The sequence below is a fragment of the Sphingorhabdus contaminans genome, assembly GCF_007280415.1.
Classification (GTDB): domain Bacteria; phylum Pseudomonadota; class Alphaproteobacteria; order Sphingomonadales; family Sphingomonadaceae; genus Sphingorhabdus_B; species Sphingorhabdus_B contaminans.
On sequence record NZ_VKKU01000002.1, the window covers coordinates 1,541,473 to 1,557,001 of the forward strand.

The 15,529-nt window shown below is 54.3% G+C and carries 19 protein-coding genes; 18 read left to right on the top strand and 1 reads right to left on the bottom strand.

Translation table 11 applies throughout. The annotated features are described in order from the left end of the window. Window positions 1-85: 85 nt before the first annotated feature. From FOM92_RS15585 to FOM92_RS15610, 6 genes are all read left to right on the top strand, one after another. Window positions 86-922, top strand: coding sequence for an SGNH/GDSL hydrolase family protein (locus FOM92_RS15585; RefSeq protein ID WP_143777720.1), 837 nt, complete (start codon window positions 86-88; stop codon window positions 920-922). A gap of 565 nt (window positions 923-1,487) precedes the next feature. Continuing rightward, window positions 1,488-1,988, top strand: coding sequence for a YHS domain-containing (seleno)protein (locus FOM92_RS15590; RefSeq protein WP_143777721.1), 501 nt, complete (start codon window positions 1,488-1,490; stop codon window positions 1,986-1,988). Between the two features lie 72 nt (window positions 1,989-2,060). Beyond that, window positions 2,061-2,357: a BufA1 family periplasmic bufferin-type metallophore gene (locus FOM92_RS15595; protein WP_143777722.1), complete on the top strand. Its 297-nt coding sequence runs from the start codon at window positions 2,061-2,063 to the stop codon at window positions 2,355-2,357. 3 nt (window positions 2,358-2,360) lie between these two features. Further along, window positions 2,361-3,257: an MNIO family bufferin maturase gene (bufB, locus tag FOM92_RS15600; RefSeq protein WP_143777723.1), complete on the top strand. Its 897-nt coding sequence runs from the start codon at window positions 2,361-2,363 to the stop codon at window positions 3,255-3,257. Beyond that, window positions 3,257-3,988, top strand: a complete 732-nt coding sequence (locus FOM92_RS15605; RefSeq protein WP_143777724.1) for an HvfC/BufC family peptide modification chaperone — start codon at window positions 3,257-3,259, stop codon at window positions 3,986-3,988. The genes bufB and FOM92_RS15605 overlap by 1 nt, the downstream gene beginning before the upstream one ends. Continuing rightward, window positions 3,985-4,458, top strand: coding sequence for a DoxX family protein (locus FOM92_RS15610; RefSeq protein WP_246087335.1), 474 nt, complete (start codon window positions 3,985-3,987; stop codon window positions 4,456-4,458). Before FOM92_RS15605 ends, FOM92_RS15610 begins: the two co-directional genes overlap by 4 nt. A gap of 7 nt (window positions 4,459-4,465) precedes the next feature. Here FOM92_RS15610 and FOM92_RS15615 read toward each other — a convergent pair whose 3' ends face one another. Next, window positions 4,466-5,362: a LysR family transcriptional regulator gene (locus FOM92_RS15615; protein WP_143777725.1), complete on the bottom strand. Its 897-nt coding sequence runs from the start codon at window positions 5,360-5,362 to the stop codon at window positions 4,466-4,468. Between the two features lie 191 nt (window positions 5,363-5,553). On the opposite strand from FOM92_RS15615, the gene FOM92_RS15620 reads away from it, so the two are divergent. The 12 genes from FOM92_RS15620 to FOM92_RS15680 all read left to right on the top strand — a co-directional run bounded on the left by FOM92_RS15620 (window position 5,554) and on the right by FOM92_RS15680 (window position 15,466). Continuing rightward, the gene (locus FOM92_RS15620; RefSeq protein ID WP_143777726.1) at window positions 5,554-6,174 is read left to right on the top strand and encodes a glutathione S-transferase family protein; all 621 of its coding nucleotides are present in this window, start codon (window positions 5,554-5,556) and stop codon (window positions 6,172-6,174) included. A gap of 101 nt (window positions 6,175-6,275) precedes the next feature. Further along, the gene (locus FOM92_RS15625; protein WP_143777727.1) at window positions 6,276-6,899 is read left to right on the top strand and encodes a DJ-1/PfpI family protein; all 624 of its coding nucleotides are present in this window, start codon (window positions 6,276-6,278) and stop codon (window positions 6,897-6,899) included. A 34-nt stretch (window positions 6,900-6,933) separates the two neighbouring features. Then, window positions 6,934-9,000, top strand: a complete 2,067-nt coding sequence (locus tag FOM92_RS15630) for a 2Fe-2S iron-sulfur cluster-binding protein (RefSeq protein ID WP_143777728.1) — start codon at window positions 6,934-6,936, stop codon at window positions 8,998-9,000. 27 nt (window positions 9,001-9,027) lie between these two features. Then, window positions 9,028-10,047, top strand: coding sequence for a zinc-dependent alcohol dehydrogenase family protein (locus FOM92_RS15635; protein WP_143777729.1), 1,020 nt, complete (start codon window positions 9,028-9,030; stop codon window positions 10,045-10,047). 267 nt (window positions 10,048-10,314) lie between these two features. Next, window positions 10,315-10,779 (top strand): nuclear transport factor 2 family protein, encoded by a 465-nt coding sequence (locus FOM92_RS15640; protein WP_143777730.1) that lies wholly within the window; start codon window positions 10,315-10,317, stop codon window positions 10,777-10,779. A 17-nt stretch (window positions 10,780-10,796) separates the two neighbouring features. Next, a complete protein-coding gene (locus tag FOM92_RS15645; protein ID WP_143777731.1) occupies window positions 10,797-11,042 on the top strand; it encodes a hypothetical protein in 246 nt (81 codons plus the stop codon). Next, the gene (locus FOM92_RS15650) at window positions 11,039-11,668 is read left to right on the top strand and encodes a glutathione S-transferase family protein (RefSeq protein ID WP_170226927.1); all 630 of its coding nucleotides are present in this window, start codon (window positions 11,039-11,041) and stop codon (window positions 11,666-11,668) included. The genes FOM92_RS15645 and FOM92_RS15650 overlap by 4 nt, the downstream gene beginning before the upstream one ends. A gap of 6 nt (window positions 11,669-11,674) precedes the next feature. After that, window positions 11,675-12,064, top strand: coding sequence for a hypothetical protein (locus tag FOM92_RS15655; protein ID WP_143777733.1), 390 nt, complete (start codon window positions 11,675-11,677; stop codon window positions 12,062-12,064). Window positions 12,065-12,170: 106 nt separating this feature from the next. Further along, on the top strand, window positions 12,171-12,794 hold the full coding sequence (locus tag FOM92_RS15660) for a DJ-1/PfpI family protein (protein WP_143777734.1): 624 nt from the start codon (window positions 12,171-12,173) through the stop codon (window positions 12,792-12,794). A gap of 273 nt (window positions 12,795-13,067) precedes the next feature. Then, window positions 13,068-13,673: an outer membrane protein gene (locus tag FOM92_RS15665; RefSeq protein ID WP_143777735.1), complete on the top strand. Its 606-nt coding sequence runs from the start codon at window positions 13,068-13,070 to the stop codon at window positions 13,671-13,673. A 92-nt stretch (window positions 13,674-13,765) separates the two neighbouring features. Continuing rightward, window positions 13,766-13,951, top strand: coding sequence for a hypothetical protein (locus tag FOM92_RS15670; RefSeq protein WP_143777736.1), 186 nt, complete (start codon window positions 13,766-13,768; stop codon window positions 13,949-13,951). A 345-nt stretch (window positions 13,952-14,296) separates the two neighbouring features. Continuing rightward, on the top strand, window positions 14,297-15,466 hold the full coding sequence (locus tag FOM92_RS15680; protein WP_143777737.1) for a hypothetical protein: 1,170 nt from the start codon (window positions 14,297-14,299) through the stop codon (window positions 15,464-15,466). Window positions 15,467-15,529 lie beyond the last annotated feature (63 nt).

The following is a 15,529-nucleotide window of genomic DNA, read 5'->3' on the forward strand; positions in this document are numbered from 1 at the left end:
CGGACAGAGATGGATCATCCCCATTTAAAATCCTGTTTTCCATTTATCTTTGCCGGGTGCATAAAGCTGTTCGGGCGGTGGAAATATGAATAGAATTTTGGTCTCGTTACTCGGCTTGTTTTGGATTCTGAGTGGCTGTGCGACCACTAACGGCGGCCAAAGCCCGCGCATTTTGGCGCATTCGAAATATGTGGCGATGGGGAGTTCATTTGCCGCCGGCGCAGGTATCGGTCCGATCCAGACGGGGTCGCCAGAACGTTGCAGCAGGACCGTCAACAATTATGCCAGCCTCGTTGCCAGCGCGTTAAAGCTTGATCTGGTGGACGTCAGTTGCAGCGGCGCGTCGACCGACCACATCCTCGGCAACTGGAACGAGCTTCCCCCGCAAATTGAATCGGTGGGGCCGGATACCCGTCTGGTTACAGTGACTATTGGCGGCAACGATCTGCGTTATGTCGGGTGGCTGTTCGCAAGCAGTTGCAGGCTGGGCGTATCGGCTTACCCGGGACCCTGCCGGGACGTCCTTGCACCTTCCGACGCGGATTATCTGAGGCTCGAAGAGCAACTGCAAAAAATGGCCACGGAAATCCGCCGTAGAGCACCGCAGGCGCGGGTATTTTTTGTCCAATATGTGACGTTGCTTTCCGATCCCACATGCCCGCTGGAGATTATAGCGTCCGAAGATGCGATTGTAGGTCGGCAGATTGCCAGCCGACTGGCCAGCATTACAGCACAGGTTGCGCGGGCAAACGGTATATATACGATTCAAGCCGATATCGCGTCGCGGTCCCATACGCCATGCGCGGCTGAGCCATGGAGCAATGGTTTATCAAAAGGGTACGACACCAAAAACGGTGCGCCCTGGCACCCGAATGCAGCCGGTCATGAGGCAATTTCACAAATGCTGATCAAGTCTATGTGAGGAGGTTTCGGGAGCTGACAGAACCGAAAAAGGCGTTTTCCAGGTCGCACCCCAAAGCCCCTCCCAACGGGAAGGCACATTCGTATAAAATTTTGGGATTCCCGAACGAAAGGGATGGTGCTGCTGGGGAGGATTGAACTCCCGACCTCGTCATTACCAAAGCAAGGGAAGACCGGCCGGAAGGTAAGGGTTACCAACGATTTTGCAGCTTCTTTGTTGGCATTAGTGGATTAACCCACAGACTTCCCAAGCTGTCCCAAAGTCTTATCTCAGAGTTTTCCTACTGAAAGTTCTTTGGTTCAATAAAAGTCCAAAAAGCGACCTACGCAGGACCTACAGTCGAGGGATGGTATGAAGGGTTGTATTCCTATTCATCCTCAAGGCGGATTTACGTCTGCTGGTGTAAATTGATTGAGCCAATATTATTCCAGTTAACGCATCAATCCATTACCTATTCCGCATATTAATGCGCACGACGTTTAGCCCTAGATAGTGGTTCACCCGGAAAGACCGGGAAACATCATGACCGTCCCCCCCGGCGACGGCCTAAGTTGGAGACACTATCGTGACTAACCGTACTACTCGCGCTGTGCTTGTCGCTCTTGGCTTGCTCGTAGCATCAACTTCTATTCCATCCAGCCCTGCATTTGCAGTGGTTCCTACTTCCACGTCGGCAGTTAATACAGATGAACAGGGCATTGCTCTGCATGGCTACGATCCGGTCGCCTATTTCACAGTCGGCGCACCAACCAAAGGCAACCCTACGCTGACTTTCAAGTACAAAGGCGCAAGCTACTTTTTTGCCAGCGCTGAAAACTTGAAGAAGTTCAAGGCCAATCCCGCTGCGTTCGCGCCCCAATTTGGTGGCTTCTGCGCCATGGGTGTCGCGCTTGAAAAGAAGCTCGACGGTGACCCTGCTGTCTGGAAAATCGTAGATGGCAAACTCTACCTGAACGTCAATGCAGACGTCGCGGTTGCCTGGCAGCGTGACATTCCCGGCAATCTCGAAAAGGCCAAAGAGTATTGGCCCGCAATCAAGGGCAAGACCCCTGAATCGTTGAATTGATCCCTCCAACGGTGGCGGACGCCTGTTCGCTGCCGTTCGGGATCGTCCGCTCCAGAAGAAGGAAGAATTACCATGAACCTCTCCCGTTCGGCCTTTATCGCAGGCGCTGTGGCAACAGCCCTCGTCAGCCTTTCGCCCAGCGCGGCAGCTGCCAAACGCCCGCCGCAGGAAAAATGTTTTGGCATTTCGCTTGCCGGACACAATGATTGTGCTGCTGGCCCAGGCACTTCCTGCGCCGGCACATCAAAGCGTGATTATCAGGGCAATGCATGGACTTTGGTCCCCAAGGGCACATGTCTCACTATGCCTTCCAAAACCTCGCCCACTGGCCATGGCCAATTGAGTGAGTTCAAGGAAGTGCGGCGTTAAACCATGTCCGGGGCGCATTCTACCATGTCAGTGTTCGCTCCTAATGCGGGACCGAACGGATTGCCCCCGGGTGTGGGGATCGGCCTTAAGCGCGCGCATTGCGAAGCGCTTTTGGCCGATCCATCGCTTGTGGATTTCGTCGAGATCCATGCCGAAAATTTTATGAGCGCCGGCGGCCCCAACCTGATCCTGTTGGACAGGATTGCCGAGGCATGGCCGCTATCTATCCATGGCGTGGGGCTCTCGATCGGCGGCAAAGAGCGACTTGATCGCGAGCACCTGCATCGACTTCGCAAGTTAATCGACCGCACGAGTCCCGCCAGCTTTTCGGAGCATTTGGCATGGTCGTCCCATGACGGCGTTTATTTCAACGACCTTTTGCCCGTCGTTTACGATACGCCCACGCTCAACCGCGTTATTGTGAACATCAACGAAGCCCAGGATTTTCTGGGTGTCCGAATGCTCCTCGAAAATCCGTCAACTTATGTCGCGTTTTCGGCAAGCAGTTGGCACGAGGCCGAATTCCTGCAGCAAATTGCCCAAAGCACAGGTTGCGGACTGCTGCTGGATGTGAACAATCTTTATGTTTCTTGCTATAATCATGACTGGTCTGCACAGGACTGGCTCTCGCACATTACGCTGGACCTGGTCGGCGAAATTCATGTGGCAGGGCATGAAGCCATTCAGGACGCCGAAGGCCAGACATTGCTGATCGACAGCCATGGTGATCCCGTCGGCGAACCGGTTTTCGAACTCCTCGAACATGTAATAACCCGCGGCGGCATTCGTCCCGTCCTCGTTGAGCGGGATAATGACATACCTCCGTTGTCGGTTCTTTTGCAGGAAACTGACCAGGTCCGGCAGATTATAGAGCGTACGGCGTACGCGGCGGTGTTGTGATGCAGGCATCATTTGCTCACGCGTTGCTCGAAACGGATTTGCCCGAGGTGGACGAGCATGGGCGCTTCAACGTCTATCGAAACAATCTTCGGATTACGCTACGCAATGCATTGCGCACAACCTTTCCCGCCGTAGAGAAACTGGTTGGGGAAGACTATTTTTCCGCGCTCACTCTCCTTTACGTCGAGCGCCATCCTCCCCGCTCGCCGATTATGACTGAATATGGGCATGATTTTGCCGCCTTCTTGAGCGGTTTCAGTCCGCTAAGCGATTATCCCTATCTGGCTGACGTAGCGCGGCTCGAGTTTGCCCGTGTTCAGGCCTATCATGCCGCTGATACGCATAACTTCCGGATGGACAGCGAAGCTTCGGCCATTGCGGCACTGGATATTCGAGCGATGCTTCATCCATCGGTGACCGTCGTTGTTTCCGAAAATCCCGCGCTGTCGATCTGGCGCGCCCAGCTGGAACCCGATGCAACGCCGCTGATACCCGACGCGACCGAAACAGCGATTATCTGGCGACAGGACGATCTGGTGACAGAGATGTTGGCGCATGCCGATGACGCACTGTTGTTACGGCACTTCGCCCAATCGCAAACTTTTGCCGCCCTAATTTCGGAATTTCCGGACGATCCGTCCGTCGCAACCTTGATTGCCCGTTTTATCAACCTGGCCATTGCCGGAATAATTGTCCCAACACACACGCCTATTGAAGGAGAAATGAAGTGACGAACTCGCCCCTATCCGGTGCACTTTCTGCGCCTGCAAAAATCATGTCCCAAATCCCCCAGGCCGTTGTGCAACTTGCCATGCGTGGGGGGCTTGCCGGCATCTTCTGGAGCTCTGCACGGACCAAAGTCGAAGGGGTGCTGACCGTGTCCGAAAACACATTCTACCTTTTTGAAGAAGAATATCGCTTGCCGCTCGTCGACCCCGAAATTGCGGCCTATCTCGCTACCTACGCTGAACATCTGCTGCCCGTTATGCTGGTCTTGGGTTTGGCTACACGGCTATCGGCTTTGGGACTATTTGTTATGACACTCACCATCCAGATATTTGTCTATCCCGACGCCTTCCTCTCAACCCATTTCGGCTGGTTCGCCATTGCCTTGGGCATCATGGCCTATGGTCCGGGCAAGCTGTCTCTGGATGCGCTCCTCGACCGGCAAACAAAATTGGCGTCTTCAAATCAATCTTGATGCGTCCCTAGTTTATCAACCGGTTGGCGCGCAGGCGGTCGACGGCAAGATCGATGAATGCGCGCACCTTGGCGGATGCACGCCTGCCCTCAGGGTGCACAATATGGATTGGCAGCGGGTCCTGTTCAAAGTCCGAGAGTACGGTCTGCAAGCGGCCTTCCACAAGATGCTCGCCTATCTGGTAGGATAGCACCCGCGATAGACCCCAGCCTTCCAGCGTCGCGCGGATCACACCGTCATAGGTGTTGCAGAACAGTCTTGGCGTAATGTGCACCTTGTGTTTCTGATCCTGCCCGAAAAACCAGTCGAGCGATGAGAAGGAACTCGTCCCTGCGATCATGCGATGCCGGGCGAGATCTGCTGGTTGCTGGGGAATACCATGATCCGCAAAATAGGACGGCGCACCGCAGACGACTTGCCGCACCTTACCGACCCGTACCGCGCTCTGGCTGGAATCAGGCAAATGGCCGATGCGGATGGCTACGTCTATGCCTTCATCAACCAGGTTTACCACCCGATCAACGAATAGGGAGCGGACCGTGACATCCGGATTCTCTCCAAGAAATTCGGTCAATATGGGTAGGAGAAATTGCTGCCCGAACAGGACCGATGCCGTCACATGCAGCACGCCGGTCGGACGCGCATAGGACCCTGACGCAGCAGCTTCGGCTTCTTCCACATCGGCCAAAATCTTGCGGCAATCTTCGAAATAGCGGTTCCCGGCTTCGGTCAAGCGCACCACCCGTGTGGTTCGGGTAAACAATCTGGTGCCGATTTGCTCTTCAAGCGCGGATACCGCGCGTGTCACCGCGGGCGGGCTCATATGCAATTGCCGCGCGGCTTCGGCAAAGCTGCTGGTCTCGGCCACCTTGACGAATGTGTGCATCGCCTCAAGCTTTGCCATGTTTTGATTCCTTTGACTGTCGCGCTGGAATTATGGGGATGCTTCGTTACGGGAGCAAGAATATTCCGAAAAATGGAATAGTCCTTTGACTTTTATCTCCGTTCTGTTCGCAAAAGTGCAGGCCCATAAAGGCATTGCAAGAGGCCCAGTCCCCTAATCCACTGTGGCAGATGCATTATGGAGCTCATCACATGAAACTTTACTATCATCCTTTGTCTGGCCACGCCCACCGTGCACGGCTGTTTCTTTCGCTAACGCAAACCCCGTTCGAACTGGTCGAAGTCGACCTGGCCAAAGGCGCGCACAAGGCACCTGAATTTCTGGCGCTCAATCGCTTTGGACAGGTGCCTGTGCTCGACGACGACGGCAAAATCATCGCAGATTCCGCATCAATCCTGATCTACATCGCCAAAAAGCGTGGTTTGACAGAATGGTTGCCAAGTGATCCTGATGGTGCAGCTGCTGTACAGCGCTGGCTTTCGGTCGCTGCCGGCCAGATCGCCTTCGGCCCCGCCGCCGCCCGTTTGATCACCGTATTCGGTGCAGGCTTTAATGCAGAAGAAGTCATCGGACGCGCACATGCCGTTCTGAAGAATATCGATGAGGAACTAGCGACAAAGAAATGGATCATCGGCGGCGACCACCCCACCATCGCGGATTTGGCTCTCTACAGCTACATAGCCCGCGCACCCGAAGGTAATGTCGACCTAACGGCTTATGCAAATATCGACGCCTGGCTGAAGAGCATCGAGGCTTTGCCTAATTTTGTCCCATTCGTACAGACCCCTGTGGGGCTGGCTGCAGCAGCCTGACACCCATCGTCCGGATGTCTTTCCCAAAGGGGGATAAGCATCCGGACGGTCCCCAAGCACGCACAGATCCCCAAGCCTGTTTCTTCCGGAGCGACGACATAATGACCAAGAAAGTTCTGCTACTGCTAGCTGACGGCTTTGAACCGCTCGAAGCTGCGGGTTTCACCGATGTATTTGGATGGGCTGGGCTTGAAGGAAACGAGCCAGTCGAACTAGTCTCTGCTGGTTTCAAACCCGTATTACGTTCTACTTTCGGTCTTTGGGTTATGCCGCAAGCGCAAGTTGCAGAGCTTGACCTGAATGACTTTGACGCACTTGCCATACCGGGCGGATTTGCGCGGTCGGGATTTTATGACGAAGCCCTTTCCGAGCCGTTTCTGCGTGTTATTCGGCATTTTGAAGCTCGTGATCGTGATGTCGCATCGGTATGTGTGGCATCGCTGGCATTGGGGGCAGCGGGTGTTATCGCAGGCCGCAGAGCGACTATCTATCATCAGATTGGCGGCAAGCGAAAAGATCAACTTGAACAATATGGTGCCCTATTTGTGGATCAGGCTGTTGTCGAAGACGGTCGCTTCATAAGTTCTACAGGACCGGGAACGGCAATCGAAGTAGCCTTACGATTACTCGCCAACCTCACCTCGCCACAAAATGCGGCCCATATTCGCGCCAAAATGCGTGTTCCCGAACTCGATCAAGAATGGCTGAAACGGCCACAAGTCTGACGGAAACTTCCCCTCATTTGAAAAGAGAGATGCCATGGACAGCAATGACGAAATCCCGACCGGTTCGCCCTTTCACAGCGGAGAAGTCGAATTGCAGCGCAAGCTGGGCGTTGCCGATCGGATGGAGCAGTTTGGCCGCCGTGTCATTCGCGATCATATGCCCGAACAGCATCGCGACTTTTTCGAACAATTGCCCTTCGTCGTCGCTGGCACCGTTGATAACGAAGGCGATGTCTGGGCAACAGTGTTGGCCGGCGCGCCCGGCTTCATGCAATCCCCCGACCCCCGGCAACTCACCATAAATGCCCCATATGATCCAAGCGATCCCGCGATCAAGGGTCAGAAAAATGGCGATGCCATTGGCCTGCTAGGGATTGAACTGCACTCCCGCCGACGCAACCGCATGAACGGGGCCATTGGCGCAGTTTCAGAAAGTGGACTTACCGTCGAAGTCGAACATAGCTTCGGCAATTGCCCGCAATATATCCAGACACGCAACTGGCACGCGCTTCCACCCGAAGACCAAGCAGCGCCAGCGACCGAAAAGCTAACCGCTTTGGATGATGATGCCCGTGCCGCGATTTCAGCTGCCGACACATTTTTCGTCGCATCCTATATCGATCTGGAAGATGGCCGCCGTCAAGTTGATGCCTCTCATCGTGGAGGCAAGCCAGGCTTTGTGCGCATCGGCGACGATGATATGCTCACTATTCCCGACTTTGCCGGAAATCTGCATTTCAACACATTGGGAAATTTTCTCCGCAACCCGCGTGCCGGGTTGGTCTTTGTTGATTTCAGCAATGGCGACATGTTGCACATGACGGGCAGCGCAGAAGTCATTTTGGACTCTCCCGACATCGCGGCCTTTCAGGGCGCGGAGCGGCTATGGACTTTTACGCCGCACAAGATCGTCCGACGGAAGGCCGCATTTCCCTTACGCTTCGACTTTCTGGATTGGTCACCAAATTCGCTGATGACCGGCGACTGGGATCAAGCTGCGCAACGCCGCAAGGCGGCCGAGCGGGTATCGGCATGGCGGCCGTTAAAGGTGAGCAAGATTGTCGATGAAAGCAGCGTGATCCGTTCCTTCTATCTGGAACCCATCGACGATGCCGGGTTGATAGCCAATCTGGCCGGTCAACATTTGCCTATCCGCGTGCAACCCGATCCCGATGCACCGGCAGTTATACGCACCTACACGCTTTCCTCCGCGCCTTCTGATGGAACCTATCGCATCAGCGTGAAGAAGGAAGGCCTGGTTTCCAGCTTTCTGCACGAGCAGGTGGCCGTCGGAAGCATCATCGATGCGCGTCCCCCCGCTGGCAATTTCACTATCGATGCTGCCGAGCGCCGTCCTGCAGTTCTCATGGCCGCAGGCGTCGGCATCACACCGATGTTGGCGATGTTACGGCATATCGTGTATGAAGGCCTACGCACGCGGCGCTTCCGGCCCACCATCTTTTTCTATGCCGCACGAAACAAAGCGGAGCGCGCTTTTGACGATGAACTCGGCTTGCTCCTTGCACGCGCTGGCGGTGCGGTGCGCATCATCCGCTTGCTGGAAGATGCAGAAGGCGCAGAGCAGGGAGTGGATTTTGAGGTTCTGGGCCGGATCGACATGGACTTGCTGCGCGCTGCGCTTGGTTTCGACGATTATGACTTTCTGATGTGCGGTCCGCCGCCCTTCATGCAAGCGATCTATAATGGGTTGCGCGGACTGAACGTCGCCGACCATCGGATACATGCCGAGGCGTTCGGGCCTGCGTCTCTGAAACGCCAGGTCGAATCCACACCCGGCGTCCAATTGGCTCCCGCGGCGACAAAGCCCGTCGCCGTGGCCTTTTCGGCTTCTGGCAAGGAAGCACGTTGGGCACCGGAGAGCGGGAGCTTGCTGGACCTCGCGGAATCGCGCGGACTGACACCCGAATTCAGTTGTCGCGGCGGCACTTGCGGCACCTGCCGGACCAAGATCCTCGCAGGCGCGGTGACCTATGCCGAACAACCTGCATTCCGGACGGAAAGCGACGAGGCGTTAATCTGTTGCGCCGTTCCTGCCGCCGAAAATGGCGATGGACCAGTAAGGCTAATACTCGAAATCTGAAACACCCGAATTCAAGGGATATTTAACATGGCACTACATCAGCAATACGCGCTTGTGCGCAGCGAAGCGGGTTTTAATCTTGAACAGCAAAGTCATGAATTGGGTGCGCTGCACCCTCGCCAACTACGAATAAAGGTTAAGGCTGCTAGCCTGAACTATCGGGATTTGCTCACCTTCAATGACCCAGCCGGGAGCAAAGACGGACTTGTCCCTCTTTCAGATGCGGCAGGGGAGGTTGTTGAAATTGGCTCAGAGGTCCGCAAATGGAAAATCGGTGACCGCGTAAGTCCGGGCTTTTTTCCGGCTTGGACCGACGGGGCATTTTCACAAAGCAACCTATCCAACGCGCTTGGCGGAGGGCAGACGGACGGCGTGCTGAGTGAATTTATAACGGCTGACGAAGCGGCAGTCGTTGCTATTCCAGACCATTTGGGATTCCACGAAGCAGCCGCGCTCCCTTGTGCAGGTGTAACAGCATGGCATGCCTTGTTCGAGCGAGGCAAAATCCAGCCAGAACAGACCCTTTTGGTTCAAGGCACCGGCGGCGTTGCCCTGCTGGGTTTACAACTGGCCACGGCAATCGGTGCACGGGTTATTGTCATATCCTCTTCCGACGAAAAACTGGCGAGAGCAAAGGCCCTCGGTGCGTGGCAGACAATCAACTACAAGAGCCAACCCGATTGGGATCAGGTCGCCCTTGAGCTAACCGATGATCACGGAGTTGACCATATTCTCGAACTTGGCGGGCCATCGACCTATGACCGGTCTATCGCCGCAATCGCACCTGGAGGGCAAATAGCGCAAATCGGTGTTCTATCCGGTTTTGGTTCGCGTCCGGACATGACGCCGCTCCAGTTTAAGAACGCCGCGGTGAATGGAATCTGTGTTGGCTCAGTCGCACATTATGCGGATTTGAATCGGTTTCTCAGGAAGCACAAGATCCATCCGGTTATCGATGCCGAAATTCCTTTCGACGACGCAGGCACTGCTTACGAATTGCTGCGTTCTGCTGAACATTTTGGGAAAATCACCATCTCTGTCGGGTGAAAATCAGGAATTACAATTATTGCATTCATCGTAATAGTGCGTTCAATATTTCAATGGTTCTTTCATTGGATGATTTGAACCATAAAGGCTTCAGACAGTGAATATACTGCCGCTTCCAATGGAGAAACCCAATGATTTTGCTCATCACCGATTTTGATTACATCCGGACCATCGCCTGCGTGGCTTGATCCGATGAGCGGACGGCGCGCGCCTCCCCACCCCCTCCTGTGCGCCGTCCGCTACCCTTTCCAACCAAAGGAATTATCTATGTCACGTCCCCCGCTTCCCCCATTCACGCAACAATCTGCGGCCGAAAAAGTGCGTCTTGCAGAAGACGGCTGGAACAGTCGGGATCCCGGCCGCGTTGCATTGGCGTACACCGCAGACAGTGCGTGGAGAAACCGCGCGGACTTTCTGAATGGTCGCGAAGCGATTGAAGCTTTCCTGACCCGCAAATGGTCGCGCGAACTGGATTACCGGCTGGTCAAAGAATTATGGGCCCATGACGGCAACCGTATCGCGGTCCGCTTTGCCTATGAGTATCGCGACGACAGCGGCAGCTGGTTTCGAGCTTATGGTAACGAGAATTGGGAATTTGATGCCGATGGTCTGATGCGCCGCCGCATTGCCAGCATCAACGAGCATCCAATCGCCGAAAGCGATCGCAAATTCCATTGGCCCTTGGGTCGCCGGCCGGATGATCATCCCGGCCTGAGCGATCTCGGTTTCTGACACAGAAGGATGTCACCATGCGCATGAATGCCCATTGCCTGAGTAAGGATCTGCGTTGGCAGCGACGCTATTTCTTCTCCTGGATTGCCCTTGTCTTTTTTGGCTGTGCGGCCTTTGCAATGGGCGAGGAAGGCACGCTCGCCATTACTGCCCAAGCTCTCTTTTTCCTTGCCGCCTTTGCGGTCATCATATGGCCGCTATGCGCTGCATTTCAGGTAGAGTGCGACCGTTATGGGAACCCGAAGCAGGGTCGCAACCCATGATGGACGTATTCACCAGCCCCACCCCCAATGGCATTAAAGTGCCAATCGCTCTGGAAGAACTCGGGATCGCTTACCGCCTTCACCAGGTCGACCTGAGCCGGGGTGGGGCGTCGGTTCCGGAACTACGGGCGGTCAATCCGAATGCCAAAATTCCCGCAATTGTCGACAAGCTTGCCGATGGACAATCGGTACCTGTTTTTGAATCCGGCGCGATTTTGTTGTATATTGCAGGGCTGAAACCGGGACTTATTCCGACCAGCGCAGTGGCGCATGCATCGACTTTAAGCTGGTTGTTTTTGCAGGTCGCAGGGCTTGGGCCAAATTTTGGCAATGCCAGCTACTTTCTGCGGAATGATCCGGCAAACCTCGTCGCAGTTGAGCGTTTCCATAGCGAGGCCCGGCGCCATCTGGCATTGCTGGACCATCGGCTTGCCGAGTCAGAATGGCTGAATGGCGAAGACTATTCGATTGCAGACATCGCCCATTTTTCATGGGTCAGGTCGGCAAGCTACGCAGGCCTTTCTCTTTTGGACTATCGCCACGCACAGGAATGGACCAGCCGGATCGAGCAGCGGGACGCTGTGCGCCGGGGGATAGAAAGATGCCAGACCGGAAATTCCATCTGAACTGCTATGCCCAAAAGATTTTTGACTGAACGCCTGAAGCTGCACATTGAACTTGCGCTGGATCGGGACTGCACGTGCAAGAAAACACTCGCACGACTGGACAGGCGCGCCGACCGGCTTGGCCTGACCGGCGCCGAAGTGGATGCCGCACGGGGCCTGCACAGTTTCGACATACGCATTGCCGCCGCAATAGATTTTGCCTGCGCTCTAGGTTCAGATGAACCAGTGCGCATTCACGCAGCCGTCGTTCGCGCATTGATGGTTGGCTACAATATGCTTGAACTTAAGGAAGTCGCCAAACTCGCCTATGCTCGCGATTTAGGTGTGGCGAAGCCAAAGGATCTGGAAATAAATCCGGCAATGCTTAGAAATTTAGCCCCGCACCAGCAACAATAGATTGCCGCGATTCGTCCAATAATGATCGCCCGTCATCGCAATGACTTCCTAATCGTGCTACCGCGCTCGCAGACCTGAACGGGTCTGACCGAACAGGGGTAGGTCAATGCGAAAACGGGTGCTGATTTTATTGGCCAATGGCTTTGAGGTCATGGAGGCTGGTTGTTTTACGGAAGTCTTCGGTTGGGCGAATATTTATGGTGCTGCCCCATTTGAACAACTGTCGGTTGGCTTGCGAAGTCCCATTAAAACGACCTTTGGATTTGATGTCCTTCCCGAAAAGCTGTTGGCTGAAATCAATCCCGAGGATTTTGATGCCTTGGTGATACCGGGGGGCTTCGAGGATGCAGGCTTTTATCAAGAAGCGCTGTCCGAACCATTTCTCGAAGTCATTCGCAACTTCCACAACCGGCAGGCACCAATAGCCGCAGTTTGCGTAGCTTCGATCGCACTGGCGGCCGCCGGCATTCTCACAGGGAAAGAAGCAACCGTTTACCACCAACCGGGCGGCAAACGCAAAACAGAGTTGGAGAGCTATGGCGCTCTTTTTGTCGACAGACCTCTTGTAATTGATGGTCATATAATGAGCTCAACCGGGCCAGGTACTGGAATTGAGCTGGCTTTGAAGTTGCTGGAGATTCTTTCGACGCGTGAGTTTGCGGACGAAATACGGCAAAGGATGCGGATTCCTAGTCCAACTCTTGCGTGGCATCAGACTGCTCAGGTTTGATCGTTTAGGTAACTCAATTAGAGACGGGCGCTGCGCCGCAATTCGTTGCCGAATTTGAAGAAGATCCATCGCGCATCTCGAGATGGCTGTAAGAAGACCGACGTCCGTGTTTTTATCTATGTGGCTGTAGAACGGCCGCATGCATTCCAGACAATCAACTCATCTATTCCATCAATCGGAATAATATCTTTCACTTTCGTCATATTATAACTACTCTACGATGCGCCTACCTCCAGTCCACCCCGACATGGGGCCACCAACTGGAGAAACATAATGAAATCCTCTCTCATATCCTTTGCTGTCGTCGCTGCGTTTGGTGCAGCGGCGGCTCCCGCCCAAGCCGAAACCTTTAACGGCCCCTATGTTGGCGTTACTGCCGGCTGGGAACGGGGCGAAATTGCCGATCGCATCGAAACGCGGCCAATCACCGGCGAAGTCTCGCGCGATGCGCTCGTACTGGGCGGCTATGCCGGGTACAACGTAAAGGCGACGGACCAAATCGTAATTGGCGCCGAAGCTGGCATCAGCGCAACGGTCGACGACCGGATCAGCGCCACATCTGCCGGACGGGCGCTCACAATCGACCCGCGCTACAGCTTCGACCTGTCTGCGCGTGCAGGCTATCTCGTGACCGACAAAGCGCTGATCTATGTCCGCGGCGGTTATGCCAATACTCGCATTCGCACAACGCTCGCGGCGGCCAGCGGCCTCTTGAGCACGTCAGACAATCTCGACGGCATGCAGATTGGCGGCGGCCTCGAATATGCGATCAGCGATCGCGTTTCTGCCCGTGCGGAGTATCGCTACAGCGATTTCGGCACCAATGGCGGACAATATGACCGCCACCAGACGCTTGTCGGCGTGAGCTACAATTTCTGACATTTGAACTGACCCCCATCTATTGATGAAACCGCACCGCAATGGTGCCCGATTGACTGGGGCACCATTGCGGGAACGGGCGAGAAAAAACCATGACCCAGATTAGCTTTGCGATCCGACCCGTTCCCCAATCCGACTGGCTGTTCCGCTGGCAGATGGCCATCAGCACAGCGTTTGCCAGTGGGTCGCTGACAACCGCATTGTTCAATCTCGGCGTATTAATTTCCCTTTCGCTCGTCCGCTCTACGTTGTCGCGTTTCACCAAGGCGCGACTTTGACCAATGGAGGGTCCGGAATGTCAGCGACACCGAAACGAGCAGCTATGTCTGCTATGTTGTCTTGTCCTGAAAGTCCGCTTTTAGGGCGTATCGCTGGAAAGTTGCCTTTCATTTGGGAGACGATCCAACGGCAGCTAACGAAGGCTTAAAATCGCGGACCGAATGGCAGTTTTGTTGTGGATAGCTGCCACTAGTGTCGTTGGACAATTTGGATTAGGTTGCCGCAACCATCTTCAAAAACCGCAGTCGTAACCGGCCCCATCACTGCCGGCGCCTGCGTAAAGGCTACGCCAAGTCCTGCCAACCGACCTTGACCAGCACGCTTACGAATGACACGTAGGGGTTATGAGCGACTTATTCTCCGACCTCTATCGCTATCGTCAGAGGGAAGGGAAGAACAATTACGAAGACTGGTTGACTGAATGCTTGGCTGCAATTTTACGTGCATTGCCAAAAGAGCCGTTTTCAAAATTTATGTCGGCGCTGACCGGGCAATCAGAAAATGCAATTGCGCAAATCCATGGCGACATTTCAATTTCTACCCAGGTAACGATTGGACGCGGGGCCACCAGAACGCAGCGACCAGACCTCATCATCTCGATAGCGCCCATGAAACAGCAAGGCGGATGCGAACCCAGCCAACCTTGGCTTCTGTTTGAAAACAAGGTGGCTAGTCACGTCGACGAACAGAAAACAGAAGTGGGAGATGTTGAAAACCAACTTCACCGATATGGGTACTGGCTGCAACACCAGAAGTTCGACAGGACTGGGCTAATTCAAGGACTTGTGTTTGTAACTCATCAGACACCAGTACCCGAGGATTTTATTACCAACGGTTCAAAGCACCCTGCTTATGAAACTCTCGGCAGAAACTGCACGAGCTGGAGCCAAATTGCCTGTTTACTTAAAGACGTTTGTGCAGACGCCAGCGAGCAAGAACATTACCGGACCCTTGTAGCTGCTTACTGGTGTTTTTTGGAGAGACATGGAATGCAAGATGCCTACCCCGAATATCGAGACTTCTCCGCCCTAGCAAATTTCATTGAAGTCGTGGATCCATTCACAAAACTCGTCAATGAGATGATCGGAAAACTCAACGGATTGGCTCCCTCCAATGGCAGGGTAGTCTGGGCTTCTGCTGACGCAGAGGGTGGATCCTTTAATGCTTACAGGTTTCTCGCTAAAACGGAGCGATACGATAGCAATACCTATGTCGCGACAGGCATCTGGTTCCCCGATCGAGGGGAGGGGTTATATTTAGAAGAAATAGAGGAACAAACAGGTCGGCCAGTTTCATTCGCTCCAAAGGTTTACATCCAGTTGGCTAACGAAAAAGATGATGCTTTACTAGCTCTGGAAGGAAAACCGGACAAAGATTGGTATCGAATATATTCTGACTTTTTCACTTTTCGAGATGTAGCTAGCTTTCCACCGGAGCCATCAGCATGCTCGAATGCAATACTGAACTGGGTCGAAATAGAAGGAGCAAAGTTAAAAGTTCTGTTAGCTCGTTAGCCTTGGCTACGACTAGAGGTAACGCAAAGCGCCCCCAAGCAGGACCCAAAGCCTCTCCCAACG

Coding starts and splice junctions, on each gene's coding strand:
- FOM92_RS15585 (WP_143777720.1), top strand. CDS start 86: ATGAATAGAATTTTGGTCTCGTTACTCGGCTTGTTTTGGATTCTGAGT.
- FOM92_RS15595 (WP_143777722.1), top strand. CDS start 2,061: ATGAACCTCTCCCGTTCGGCCTTTATCGCAGGCGCTGTGGCAACAGCC.
- bufB (WP_143777723.1), top strand. CDS start 2,361: ATGTCCGGGGCGCATTCTACCATGTCAGTGTTCGCTCCTAATGCGGGA.
- FOM92_RS15605 (WP_143777724.1), top strand. CDS start 3,257: ATGCAGGCATCATTTGCTCACGCGTTGCTCGAAACGGATTTGCCCGAG.
- FOM92_RS15615 (WP_143777725.1), bottom strand. CDS start 5,362: ATGGCAAAGCTTGAGGCGATGCACACATTCGTCAAGGTGGCCGAGACC.
- FOM92_RS15620 (WP_143777726.1), top strand. CDS start 5,554: ATGAAACTTTACTATCATCCTTTGTCTGGCCACGCCCACCGTGCACGG.
- FOM92_RS15625 (WP_143777727.1), top strand. CDS start 6,276: ATGACCAAGAAAGTTCTGCTACTGCTAGCTGACGGCTTTGAACCGCTC.
- FOM92_RS15630 (WP_143777728.1), top strand. CDS start 6,934: ATGGACAGCAATGACGAAATCCCGACCGGTTCGCCCTTTCACAGCGGA.
- FOM92_RS15635 (WP_143777729.1), top strand. CDS start 9,028: ATGGCACTACATCAGCAATACGCGCTTGTGCGCAGCGAAGCGGGTTTT.
- FOM92_RS15640 (WP_143777730.1), top strand. CDS start 10,315: ATGTCACGTCCCCCGCTTCCCCCATTCACGCAACAATCTGCGGCCGAA.
- FOM92_RS15645 (WP_143777731.1), top strand. CDS start 10,797: ATGCGCATGAATGCCCATTGCCTGAGTAAGGATCTGCGTTGGCAGCGA.
- FOM92_RS15650 (WP_170226927.1), top strand. CDS start 11,039: ATGATGGACGTATTCACCAGCCCCACCCCCAATGGCATTAAAGTGCCA.
- FOM92_RS15655 (WP_143777733.1), top strand. CDS start 11,675: ATGCCCAAAAGATTTTTGACTGAACGCCTGAAGCTGCACATTGAACTT.
- FOM92_RS15660 (WP_143777734.1), top strand. CDS start 12,171: ATGCGAAAACGGGTGCTGATTTTATTGGCCAATGGCTTTGAGGTCATG.
- FOM92_RS15665 (WP_143777735.1), top strand. CDS start 13,068: ATGAAATCCTCTCTCATATCCTTTGCTGTCGTCGCTGCGTTTGGTGCA.
- FOM92_RS15670 (WP_143777736.1), top strand. CDS start 13,766: ATGACCCAGATTAGCTTTGCGATCCGACCCGTTCCCCAATCCGACTGG.
- FOM92_RS15680 (WP_143777737.1), top strand. CDS start 14,297: ATGAGCGACTTATTCTCCGACCTCTATCGCTATCGTCAGAGGGAAGGG.